We start from the raw sequence: 11,782 nt of genomic DNA on the forward strand, positions 1-11,782 counted from the left end.
CGCAAGAGGAGACGAGCGATGTCCTTTTCCTTCGTTTCGAACGACGATGCCGCGACCCGCCGCGCGGCGGCCCGTTGTCTGGCGGCATTGAACCCCGGCGGGAAACCAGCGGGGCAGGCTCCGCTCAGCCCCTGGCAGACCATCGAAGCCAGCGCGCAGGTGCTGGAAACCAATGCGCTGGCGGACCACGCGTGGGTGGTCCGCAGCCGCGCCGTGAACGGCGCGCCAGCGATGGCCAGCGCGTGGCCGCTGTGGTTTCGCCGCGATGCGGCCCGCTACGAGCGGCCCCTGGTCTGCCTGTGCCGCATTCCATCGGTGGCCGGGTTGCAAGGGCTGGCGGCGCAGTTGCGCCAACGCGGCGTGCTGTGCAACGAAGCCACCGCCTGGCGGGAAGGCGGATCCCCGGAGCGCCATGCTGAACTGCCGCTGTGGCTGGCCGACAACCTGGACTATGTGCCCTACGACCTGGCCTGCGCGGACGAGGCGCGGGCCGTGCTGGAAGGCGCCCTGGAGGACATGTATGACCAAGGCACCCGCCGCTTCTACTATTTGTCGGCGCACGACCTGCCAACCCCAGCCGGCACTATCATGGATCCGGCCATGGCATCCGATGCGATGCGGGGCATGTACCTGGCTCGAGCCACCCCGGCCGGAGCCGCCATTACCCACGTCCGGCTACTGGCGGCGGGGACGGTACTGCATGCCGCGTTGCGCGCGGCGCGCTTGCTGTGGCGGGGCTGGCGCATAGGCGCGGAGGTCTGGAGCTGCCCTAGCTACACGCGGCTGGCGCGCGAAGCGCGCCAGGCTTCGTGGCATGCACTGTTGCACCCGGACGCGCCGGCGGAAGCTTCGCATCTCGTCCGCTGCCTGGCGCGGGGCCGGGGTCCGGTCATCGCGGCCACCGCCTACCCCCGCCGCATCGCCGAACAGATCGGCGCCCACGTGCGCGGGCCGTTCATGGCCGTGGGCGGCGACTCCATGGCAATCGCGCCGCAGGACGACCCGCTGTCATCCCGGGCGCTTGCCCTGGCGGCAATCCAGGTTCTGCAAAACACGGACCGCTAACCGGCGCCGCCCGCCGCCATCGACCGCCTGGCGTCCGCCGCGGCGTGGTCCAGCGCCTTGGCGAACAGATCTCTTTCGGCGCCGCTGAACCGGGACAGGAACAGTTCGTCCACGGCGGTCTCGTACACCTTCCACATCTTGCGGCGCAGCGCGCGCCCTTCCTTGGTGATCGAGGCGAAGGCCGCCCGGCCGTCCTCGGCCGAACGCGCCCGCGTGACCAGTCCCTCGCGCTCCAGGCGATCCACCAGCCGCGTCAGGTTATAGCGTTCGATGGCCAGGACATCGGCCAGCTCGTGCATGCGGCGGGTACCGCCGGGGCCGCTTTCCAGCCCCCACAAGGCGTCGTACCAGGCATAGGGAGGCAGGTCCGCGGCGGCAAGGCGGCGCTCGATCTCCCGGATCATCCAGCGATGCGCGCGGACGAACGAGAACCAAAGATCGGCTTGCTCTGCGGCCATGAATGCTCCCTGGGTTGATATTGCAGTTGCAATTATATGACCGGAGATTAGAATTGCACTTGCTATCATTGTAATTGCAATCATATGCGTGGCCGCGGGCGACCCCCAGGCCAGCAGCCTTAGTGGAGCCGCCTCATGTCCCGACCGACACCATCCATCGACATCGATCCCCAGGAAACCCGAGAGTGGCTGGACGCCATGGAAGCCGTCATGGCGGTGGAAGGCCGCGATCGCGCGCACTTCCTGATAGACCAGTTGCTGGACGAGGACGTGGCGCAACACGGCAGCCTGCACGGCCGGGTCACGACGCCCTACGTCAACACCATTGCCCGCGCACGCCAGCCCGTATATCCCGGCGACCTGGCCATCGAGCGCCGGCTGAGCGCCTACGTGCGCTGGAACGCGATGGCCATGGTCCTGCGAGCCGGGCGGCACTCCAATGTCGGCGGCCACATCGCGACCTACGCATCGGCCGCGGCGCTGTACGACGTCGGCTTCGACCACTTCTTCCGCGGCCGGACCGACACGTTTGCCGGCGACCTGGTCTACATCCAGGGGCACTCCGCTCCCGGCATCTACGGCCGCGCCTACATCGAAGGCCGCCTCGACGAAGCCCGGCTGGACGACTTCCGGCGGGAAGCCGGACGCCCCGGCCTGTCGTCCTATCCTCATCCCCGGCTCATGCCCGACTTCTGGCAGTTCCCCACGGTTTCCATGGGCCTGGGACCACTGACCGCCGCCTATCAGGCGCGCTACATGCGCTACCTGGACTATCGCGGCCTCAAGCCCCAGCAGGGGCGCAAGGTCTGGGCCTTCCTGGGCGACGGCGAAATGGACCAGCCCGAATCGCTGGCGGCCATCGCGCTGGCCGGGCGGGAGAAACTGGACAATTTGATCTTCGTCGTCAACTGCAACCTGCAGCGGCTGGACGGCCCGGTGCGCGGCAACGGCAAGGTCATCCAGGAGCTGGAAGGCACGTTCCGGGCCGCGGGCTGGAACGTCATCAAGGTCATCTGGGGCGGCGGCTGGGATGCCCTCCTGGCCCGCGACCATGCCGGCCTGCTGCGCCGCCGGATGATGGAATGCGTGGACGGCGACTACCAGACCTTCAAGTCGCAGGACGGCGCCTACGTGCGCCAGCACTTCTTCGGCAAGTATCCGGAGCTGCTGGAGATGGTCGCGCACCTGACCGACGACGAGATCTGGCAGTTGGCGCGCGGCGGCCACGACCACGAGAAGGTCCATGCCGCCTATGCGGCCGCCACCGCCCACGCGGGCCAGCCCACCGTGGTGCTGGCCAAGACGGTGAAGGGTTTCGGCATGGGGGAATCGGGCGAGGGGCAGAACATCAACCATCAATTGAAGAAGATGGCGGACGCCTCGGTCCGGGCATTCCGCGATCGCTTCGCGCTACCGCTGACCGACGAGCAACTGGCCGACCTGCCCTACCTGAAACCCGAACCGGGCAGCCTGGAGGCCCGCTACCTGGCCGAACGGCGGGCCAGCCTGGGCGGCCATGTCCCCTCGCGCAGCGGCGCAATGGCCCCGCTGCCGATACCCCAGCTCGATGCCTTCGCCGCTCACTTGAAGGACACCGGTGAACGCGGCGCCTCCACCACCATGGCCTTCGTGCGCATCCTGAGCACCTTGCTGAAGGACCCGGCGCTGGGCCCGCTGGTCATCCCCATCGTGCCCGACGAGTCGCGCACCTTCGGCATGGAAGGCCTGTTCCGGCAGATCGGCATCCATTCGCACCTGGGCCAGCTCTATACCCCGCAGGATGCCGGCCAGCTCAGCTACTACAGGGAAGCGCGCGACGGGCAGATCCTCCAGGAAGGCATCAACGAGTCGGGTGCCATCTCGTCCTGGATCGCCGCCGGGACGTCCTACAGCACCCACGGTCTCGCCACCATCCCCTTCTACATCTTCTATTCCATGTTCGGCCTGCAGCGCGTGGGCGATCTTGCCTGGGCAGCCGCCGACGCGCGCACGCGGGGCTTCCTGCTGGGCGCCACGTCCGGCCGCACGACGCTGATGGGCGAGGGCCTGCAGCACGACGACGGGCACAGCCACGTGCTGTCCTCGGTCATTCCCAGTTGCGTCTCGTACGACCCCACCTTTTCGTACGAACTGGCGGTCATCATCCAGGACGGACTGCGCCGGATGTACGTCGAGCAGGAAGACATCTATTACTACATCACGCTGCTGAACGAGAACTACCCCCACCCCGCCCTGCGCGAGACGGACCGGGAAGGCATCCTGAAGGGTCTGTACCTGTTCCGCGCATCCGCGGCCCCGGCCTCGCTGCTCCGCGCGCAACTGCTGGGCAGCGGTGCCATCCTGCGCGAGGTCATCGCGGCGGCCGAGCTGCTGGAAAAAGACTTTTCCGTTGCCGCCGACGTCTGGAGCGCCACCAGCCTGACCGAGCTGCGGCGCGACGGCCTGGCCGCCGAACGCTGGAACCTGCTCCATCCCGAGGCCGCGCCACGCTCGCCGTACGTGCAGCAGTGCCTGGCCGGGCGCCAGGGCCCCATCGTGGCCGCGACCGACTACATGAAGATCGTCGCCGACCAGATCCGCCCCTTCGTCGGCGGCCGCCGCTTCGTCGCGCTGGGCACCGACGGCTTCGGGCGCTCCGATACCCGCGAGTCGCTCCGGAGCTTCTTCGAGGTGGACCGGCACTTCATCGTGGTCGCGACACTGAAGGCCCTGGCCGACGAAGGCGCCATCCCGCCGGCCACGGTCACGCAGGCCATGCAGCGCTACGGCATAGCCGCCAACAAGCCGGATCCGGCCGCGGTGTGAACGAAGGGAGGCATGCCACAATGCCGGCATGCGCACCTTTCTTCTCTACGTCGCCACCGCCTTGGCGGAGATCGTCGGCTGCTACCTGCCCTACCTGTGGCTGCGGGAAGGCCGCTCGGTTTGGCTGCTGGTTCCCGCGGCGGCCAGCCTGGCGCTATTCGCCTGGCTGCTGACCCTGCACCCCACCGCCGCCGGCCGGGTCTATGCCGCCTATGGGGGCGTCTACATCGGCGCCGCCATCGTGTGGCTGTGGGCCGTGGACGGCATACGGCCCACCTCGTGGGACGTGGCGGGCGCGGCGGTGGCGCTGGCCGGCATGGGGATCATCATTTTCCAGCCGCGCTAGGAGGTCACAAACTGCTCATCAACGCCCGCCGCAGTTCGTCCTCGCTGCGTCCGCTGCGCGACGCGTAATCCGCCAGCTGGTCCTCGCCGATCTTCCCGACATTGAAATACTGCGACTCGGGATGGCTGAAGTAGAAGCCGGATACGGCCGCGGCGGGGTACATGGCCAGGCTGTCGGTCAGTTCCATGCCGATGTCCTGGCAGGCCATGACCTCAAACATGTCGCGCTTGACCGTGTGCTCGGGGCAGGCCGGGTAGCCGGGCGCGGGACGGATGCCGCGATAGGCCTCCTTGATCAGCGCCTCGTTGTCCAGGGCCTCGTCCGGCGCGTAGCCCCACAGGTCCTTGCGCACGCGCTCGTGCATGGCTTCGGCGAAGGCCTCGGCCAGCCGGTCGGCGATGGCCTTGAGCATGATGCTGGAGTAGTCGTCGAGCTGTTTCTGGAACTCGGCTTCCCACTTCTCGATGCCCAGGCCGCCGGTGACGGCGAACATGCCGATGTAGTCGGCAATCCCGCTGGACTTGGGCGCGATGAAGTCGGCCAGGCATTTGTTGTCCACGCCTTCGCGCTTGGCGGTCTGCTGGCGCAGGTTGCGCCAGGTGAACAGGACCTTCTGGCGCGACTCGTCGGCGTAGATCTCGATGTCGTCGTCGTTGACGCTGTTGGCGGGGTAGAAGGCCACGACGCCGTTGGCGGTCAGCCAGCGGCCTTCGATCACGCGCTTGAGCAGCGCCAGGCCATCGGCATGGACCTTGCGGGCCGAGTCGCCCACGACCGCGTCGTCCAGGATGGCGGGGAAGGCGCCGTGCAGGTCCCAGGTCTGGAAGAAGGGCTGCCAGTCGATATAACGCGCGATCTCGGCCAGGTCGAAGTTCTTGAACGTGCGGCGGCCGATGAACTTGGGCCGCGGCGGCTGGTAGCCGTCCCACTCGATGGGCGGCTTGTTGGCGCGCGCCTCGGCCAGCGGGATCAGCGGCGTGGCCTTGCGGTTGGCGTATTGCTCGCGCACGCGCTCGTACTCGGTCTTGATCTCGGCGATGTACTGCGCGGCCTGGTCCGACACCAGGTTCTGCGCCACGCCCACCGAGCGGCTGGCGTCGGTCACGTAGATGACCGGGCCTTCGTAGTGCGGCGCGATCTTCACGGCCGTGTGCACGCGGCTGGTGGTGGCGCCGCCGATCAAGAGCGGCAGGTTGCGTTCGCGGAAGTAGTCGTCGCGCTGCATCTCGGCGGCGACGTAGGCCATTTCCTCCAGGCTGGGCGTGATCAGGCCCGAGAGGCCGACGATGTCGGCCTTTTCTTCCTTGGCCTTGGCCAGGATTTCCGCGGCCGGCACCATGACGCCCATGTTGACGACTTCGAAGTTGTTGCACTGGAGCACGACGCTGACGATGTTCTTGCCGATGTCGTGCACGTCGCCCTTGACCGTGGCGATGACGATCTTGCCCTTGGAGCGGACGTCGCCGCCGGCGGCCTCGATCTGGCGCTTTTCTTCCTCGATGAAGGGAATGAGGTGGGCCACGGCCTGCTTCATCACGCGCGCGGACTTCACCACCTGCGGCAGGAACATCTTGCCCGAGCCGAACAGGTCGCCCACGACGTTCATGCCGTCCATCAGCGGCCCCTCGATCACCTCGATGGGGCGGCCGCCGCGTGCGTCCACGGCCTGGCGGGCTTCCTCGGTGTCCTCGACGATGTAGGTGTTGATGCCGTGCACCAGCGAGTGCGTCAGCCGCTCGCCGTAGGGCAGGCTGCGCCAGGCCAGGTCTTCTTCCTTTTTGGCGCCCGAACCCTTGATCGTGTCGGCGAACTGCACCAGCCGCTCGGTGGACGTGCGTTCGTCGCCCGGGTCCTTGCGGCCGAGCGGTTCGGCGCGGTCCAGCACCACGTCTTCCACCAGGTCGCGCAGCACCGGGTCCAGGTCGGCGTACACGCCCAGCTGGCCGGCGTTCACGATGCCCATCGTCAGCCCTTCGCGGATGGCGTGGTACAGGAAGACCGTGTGGATGGCCTCCCGCATCGGCTCGTTGCCGCGGAACGAGAAGCTGACGTTGGAGATGCCGCCCGACACCTTGGCGTGCGGCAGGTTCTGCCGGATCCAGCGCGTGCCCTCGATGAAGTCCACGGCGTAGTGGTTGTGCTCCTCGATGCCGGTGGCGATGGCGAACACGTTCGGGTCGAAGATGATGTCCTCGGGCGGGAAGCCCACTTCTTCCACCAGCAGCTTGTAGGCGCGTCCGCAGATGTCGATGCGGCGCTGGAGCGTATCGGCCTGGCCCTGCTCGTCGAAGGCCATGACCACCACCGCCGCGCCGTAGCGCCGGCACAGCCGGGCCTGGTGAAGGAAGGGCTCGATGCCTTCCTTCATCGAGATCGAATTGACGACGGACTTGCCCTGCACGCACTTCAGGCCGGCCTCGATCACGCTCCACTTGGAGCTGTCGATCATGACCGGCACGCGCGAGATGTCGGGTTCGGAGGCGATCAGGTTCAGAAAGCGCGTCATGCTGGCCTGCGAATCCAGCATGGCCTCGTCCATGTTGATGTCGATGATCTGCGCGCCGTTCTCGACCTGCTGGCGGGCCACGGCCAGCGCCTCGTCGAATTTCTCCTCGCGGATCAGGCGGGCGAACATCTTGCTGCCGGTGACGTTCGTGCGCTCGCCCACGTTGACGAACAGGGTCTCTTCGTCGATGTTCAGCGCCTCCAGGCCGGACAGGCGCATCTTCGCCTCGATCACCGGGGGCTGGCGCAGCGGCAGCCCCGCCACCTTGTCGGCGATGGCGCGTATGTGGTCAGGCGTGGTGCCGCAGCAGCCGCCCACGACGTTGACGAAGCCGGCGCGGGCGAACTCTTCCAGCAGGCGCGAGGTGTCTTCCGGCGTTTCGTCGAAGCCCGTGTCGCTGAGCGGATTGGGCAGGCCGGCGTTCGGATAGACACAGACGAAGGTGTCGCTGATCTTCGACAGCTCGGCGATGTAGGGCCGCATCAGCGCCGCGCCCAGCGCGCAGTTCAGGCCGATGGTGATGGGGCGGGCGTGGCGTACCGAGTTCCAGAAGGCTTCGACCGTCTGCCCCGACAGGATGCGCCCGGAGGCGTCGGTGACCGTGCCCGAGACCATGACGGGCAGGCGCTCGCCGCGCGCCTCGAACACTTCCTCGACGGCGAAGATGGCCGCCTTGGCGTTCAGCGTGTCAAAGATGGTCTCGATCAGGACGAGGTCGATGCCGCCGTCGAGCAGTCCGTTCAACTGCTCGGTATAGGCCGCGCGCAGCTCGTCGAAGGTGACGTTGCGCGCCGCCGGATCGTTCACGTCGGGCGAGATGGACGCGGTCTTGGGCTGGGGCCCCAGCGCGCCCGCCACGAAACGGGGCCGCTCCGGCGTGCCGAACTCGTCGCAGGCCTGGCGCGCCAGCCTGGCCGAGGCCAGGTTCAGCTCGTAGGCCAGTTCGGGCAGCTCGTAGTCGCCCTGGGCGATGGAGGTAGCGCCGAAGGTATTGGTCTCGATGATGTCCGCGCCCGCGGCCAGATAGCCGCGGTGGATTTCCAGGATGACCTCGGGCCGGGTCAGGCTGAGCAGCTCGTTGTTGCCCTTCACGTCCTTGCCGTGGCCGGCGAAGCGCTCGCCCCGGAACGCCGCCTCGTCCAGCTTGTAGCGCTGGATCATGGTGCCCATCGCGCCGTCCAGGATCAGGATGCGCTCGGTCAGGAGGCGCGCGAACTCGGCGCCGCGCGTGTAGGACGAAGGGGGATAGGGAAGGGCGGGGAAAGACATGGACGACACGGGGCCTCGCAGGATCCCTGGCACAGGCCCCTGGGAGGCACGGCCAGCCAGGGGGTGGACTGGCTAACCCGCTATTTTACCAAGGGCAACGAAGGTGCCCCATACTGGCGTCGAATTCAGCGGGCACCGGGAACCGGCGGCTCGAAAGCGCGGATGGCCGGAAGCGGGCCATCGTAGCGTTCGGCCTGGACCGCGGTGAGCTGTCCCGTGCAACCCTGGGCCAGCGAGGACGTGCCCGCGTCGCGCGTCAGCACGTTGGGATTGCCGTGTACGCACAGGGGCGGGCCGTCGTCCTGCCTGTCCGCGGGGTCATACCAGGCCCCGGTAGGCAATTGCACCACGCCAGGCCGAATGTCGGTGCTCAAGGCAGCGCTTGCCAGGCAGGCCCCGCGGCCGTTGGACAGGCGCACGATGTCGCCCTCGCGAATGCCGCGCGCCACTGCGTCGTCCGGATGCATGGTGCATACCTCCCGGCCATCTCGCTTGGCTCCCGCGCTGTGGCGGCCGAAGTCCAGCTGGCTGTGCAGCTTGGTCGCCGGCTGGTTGGCGACGAGATACAGCGGATGAGCGTCGGTAGGCGCGTCCTGCGGCGCCAGCCAGGCGGGGTGCCCGGGGCAATCGGCATAGCCGAAGCCTGCCACCACGGGTGAACTCACTTGCACCTTGCCGCTGGGAGTGGGCAGCGGCGCGCCTGCGGGATCATTGCGGAACGCGCGCAGGATGCCGCCATCGTCTTCGCGCTGTGGCAGTACCAGGCTTCCCTGCCGCCAGAATGTCTCGAAGTCCGGGGCCTCGCCGCCGAGTTCGCGCAGGGCGGCACGGGTCCGCTCGTACAGATGTTCCAGCCACTGGCGGCTGGTGCGTCCCTCGGTGAACGCCTCGTGCGTGCCCAGCCGCCCGGCCAGCGCGGCGAAGATGTCGTAGTCGTCGCGCGCCTGCCCGTTGGGGGGCGCAATGCGATGCATGGCGACGACCAGCGGATCGGTAGGCGTGGCGCCGATGTCTTCGCGCTCCAGGGTCATGGTGCTGGGCAGAACGATGTCGGCATGGCGAGCCGTGGCGGTCCAGGCGATCTCATGCACGACGAAGGTATCGAGCTGGCGGAAAGCCATCGCCAGCCGGGCCAGGTCCTGGTGATGGTGGAAGGGGTTGCCGCCCGCCCAGTACGCCAGGCGGATGCGGGGGTAAGTGCGGGTCTGGCCGTTGTAGGCATAGGACTGCCCCGGATGCAGCAGCATGTCCGCGACGCGCGCCACGGGGATGAAATCCTTCACGCCATTGGTGCCCTGGGGCAGCGCGGCCACCGGCACGGCGTTGCTGCGCTTGCCGTAGTGCGCCAGCGTCCCCAGTGCATAGGCATAGCCTCCGCCAGGCAGGCCGAGCTGGCCGAGCACCGCGGCCAGCACCGCGCCGGCCCATACCGGCTGTTCCCCATGCTCGGCGCGCTGGAGCGAATGCGACACCGTCACCAATACCCGCTTGCCGGGCAGGCTGCGTGCCAGCTCGGCGATTTCGGCGGCCGCGAGGTCGCATTTCGGCGCGGCCCACGCTGCGGACTTGGGCTGCCCGTCGCTCCGCCCCACCAGGTAGTCCTCGAAGCGGTCCCAGCCGTCGCAATACCGGTCGAGGAAGGCGCGGTCGTGCATGCCCTCGGCCACCAGCGTATGCATCAGGCCGAGCATGAGCGCCGTATCGGCGCCCGGCCGGATCGCCAGCCAGCGGGCATCCGCCTCTGCCGGCATATCGCTGCGCAGGGGACTGATGCAGAAGAACCGGCAACCGCGGCGCGCCGCATCGTGCATGGCGCCGCGCTCGACGTGGCGGCTGATGCCGCCGCTGGCCACGCGCGAGTTCTTCAGCGCCATGCCGCCGAAAGCCAGCACCACGTCGGTATGGGCGACGATCTGTTCCCAGGTGACGTTGCGCCGGGCGACTTCGTCCATGCTGCCCAGGATGTGGGGCAGGATGACGCCCGAGGCGCCCGCGCTGTAGCTGTTGACCGAGCGGACGTAGCCGCCCAGCGAGGTATTCAGGAAACGGTGGACCTGGCTCTGGGCATGGTGGAAACGCCCGGCGCTGGACCAGCCGTACGAGCCGCCGAATATTGCCTCGGGACCATGGCTTTGCTTGACGCGGGAAAGCTCCGCGGCCAGGCGGTCGAGCACCTCGTCCCAGGACATGGCCACGAATTCGTCGCGGCCGCGCCTGGCGTCGGGCCCCGGTCCGTTCTCCAGCCAGCCCCGGCGCACCATGGGCTGCGTGACGCGCGCGGGATGGTCCAATGCCCCGGGGAAATTCTCGATGATGGGATTCGGATCGGGATCGTCCGGATGCGGCTGCACGATCAGCCCGCTCCGGTCGAGCCGCGCCTGGAAGACGCCCCAGTGCGCGCTGTGCGGCAGCATGCCCGGTGACGGAAACGCGGTGTCGATGTCGGCCATGGCGCGCCTCAGTCCTGCGGGCCGGTGGCCACGGGGGCGCCGGGCTGCGCCGACCATTCGCTCCATGAACCGGGATACAGCGCCGCGCCGGGGAGGCCCGCCACCGCCTGGGCCAGCAAGTTGTGGCAGGCCGTAACGCCGGAGCCGCATTGGTTGACCCACTGCCGCACCGGCACGCCGCCCGCCAGCGCTTCGAAGTCGCGGCGAAGTTCCTCCGCGGAACGGAACAGGCCGGCGTCGGTGAGGTTGTCGCGGAAGAAGCGATTGCGCGCGCCGGGGATGTGGCCGCCTATCGGATCCAGGGTCTCGTTCTCGCCCCGGAAGCGGTCGGCGGCACGGGCATCCATGATCAGGTATTCACCGCTTCCCAGGCTGGCCCGCAAGGTATCGAGGGAGACGGTGCGGGTCAGCGCATCGCGCAGCGAGAACGTGCCGCTGGCCGCGCGCGCCGGTTCATCGGTCTCGACGGGAAGGCCGGCGGCGCGCCAGGCGGCCATGCCGCCATCGAGCACGGCCGCCGCGCGATGGCCCGCCCAGCGCAGCAGCCACCACAAGCGAGCCGCGAACATGCCGCCGGCGTTGTCATACGCCACGACCTGGGTGTCGTCGTGGGCGCCGAGCGCGCGCATGGCCCGGGCGAAAGAGTCCCGCTCGGGCAGCGGATGGCGGCCATTGGTGCCGGTCTTGGCGCCGCTCAGCACCTCTTCCAGGTCGGCATGGCGGGCGCCGGGAATGTGGCCGCCCTCGTAGAGGCGCCGGCCGGCCCGACGGTCGGCAAGGTCGAAACTGCAATCGACCACCAGCACCTTGGAGCGATCCGCGGACAGTGCCTGCGCCAGTTCGTCGACACCTACCAGGGTTTCGTACTGCATGCTTGCTTCCT

The 11,782-nt window shown here is 68.3% G+C and carries 7 protein-coding genes; 3 read left to right on the top strand and 4 right to left on the bottom strand.

All coding sequences use genetic code 11. The features are described 5' to 3' along the window. The first annotated feature begins 18 nt into the window (after nucleotides 1–18). A complete protein-coding gene (locus ABD104_RS17850; protein ID WP_343927977.1) occupies nucleotides 19–1,065 on the top strand; it encodes a transketolase-like TK C-terminal-containing protein in 1,047 nt (348 codons plus the stop codon). On the opposite strand, the gene ABD104_RS17855 is transcribed toward ABD104_RS17850, so the two are convergent. Then, nucleotides 1,062–1,523: a MarR family winged helix-turn-helix transcriptional regulator gene (locus ABD104_RS17855; protein WP_343927978.1), complete on the bottom strand. Its 462-nt coding sequence runs from the start codon at nucleotides 1,521–1,523 to the stop codon at nucleotides 1,062–1,064. The genes ABD104_RS17850 and ABD104_RS17855 overlap by 4 nt on opposite strands. 135 nt (nucleotides 1,524–1,658) lie before the next feature. Between ABD104_RS17855 and aceE the strand changes: the two genes are divergently transcribed. Both aceE and ABD104_RS17865 read left to right on the top strand, forming a co-directional pair. Next, nucleotides 1,659–4,328 carry a pyruvate dehydrogenase (acetyl-transferring), homodimeric type gene (gene aceE / locus ABD104_RS17860; protein WP_343927979.1) on the top strand — a complete coding sequence of 890 codons (2,670 nt, stop codon included), beginning with the start codon at nucleotides 1,659–1,661 and terminating at the stop codon, nucleotides 4,326–4,328. A gap of 28 nt (nucleotides 4,329–4,356) precedes the next feature. Next, entirely contained in the window at nucleotides 4,357–4,674 is a 318-nt protein-coding gene (locus tag ABD104_RS17865; protein WP_087838861.1) for a YnfA family protein, read from the top strand. Between the two features lie 4 nt (nucleotides 4,675–4,678). Here ABD104_RS17865 and metH read toward each other — a convergent pair whose 3' ends face one another. The 3 genes from metH to ABD104_RS17880 form a co-directional block, all read right to left on the bottom strand. Next, on the bottom strand, nucleotides 4,679–8,449 hold the full coding sequence (gene metH / locus ABD104_RS17870; RefSeq protein ID WP_343927980.1) for a methionine synthase: 3,771 nt from the start codon (nucleotides 8,447–8,449) through the stop codon (nucleotides 4,679–4,681). 125 nt (nucleotides 8,450–8,574) lie between these two features. Continuing rightward, the gene (locus ABD104_RS17875) at nucleotides 8,575–10,899 is read right to left on the bottom strand and encodes a molybdopterin-dependent oxidoreductase (RefSeq protein ID WP_343927981.1); all 2,325 of its coding nucleotides are present in this window, start codon (nucleotides 10,897–10,899) and stop codon (nucleotides 8,575–8,577) included. Between the two features lie 8 nt (nucleotides 10,900–10,907). Next, on the bottom strand, nucleotides 10,908–11,771 hold the full coding sequence (locus ABD104_RS17880) for a sulfurtransferase (protein ID WP_343927982.1): 864 nt from the start codon (nucleotides 11,769–11,771) through the stop codon (nucleotides 10,908–10,910). Nucleotides 11,772–11,782 lie beyond the last annotated feature (11 nt).

This window comes from Pigmentiphaga daeguensis, assembly GCF_039523035.1.
Taxonomy (GTDB): Bacteria; Pseudomonadota; Gammaproteobacteria; order Burkholderiales; family Burkholderiaceae_B; genus Pigmentiphaga; species Pigmentiphaga daeguensis.

Bases quoted from the DNA above. Each gene is read 5' to 3' on its own strand.
- ABD104_RS17865 (WP_087838861.1), top strand. From the start codon at position 4,357: ATGCGCACCTTTCTTCTCTACGTCGCCACCGCCTTGGCGGAGATCGTC.
- ABD104_RS17880 (WP_343927982.1), bottom strand. From the start codon at position 11,771: ATGCAGTACGAAACCCTGGTAGGTGTCGACGAACTGGCGCAGGCACTG.
- metH (WP_343927980.1), bottom strand. From the start codon at position 8,449: ATGTCTTTCCCCGCCCTTCCCTATCCCCCTTCGTCCTACACGCGCGGC.
- aceE (WP_343927979.1), top strand. From the start codon at position 1,659: ATGTCCCGACCGACACCATCCATCGACATCGATCCCCAGGAAACCCGA.
- ABD104_RS17875 (WP_343927981.1), bottom strand. From the start codon at position 10,899: ATGGCCGACATCGACACCGCGTTTCCGTCACCGGGCATGCTGCCGCAC.
- ABD104_RS17850 (WP_343927977.1), top strand. From the start codon at position 19: ATGTCCTTTTCCTTCGTTTCGAACGACGATGCCGCGACCCGCCGCGCG.
- ABD104_RS17855 (WP_343927978.1), bottom strand. From the start codon at position 1,523: ATGGCCGCAGAGCAAGCCGATCTTTGGTTCTCGTTCGTCCGCGCGCAT.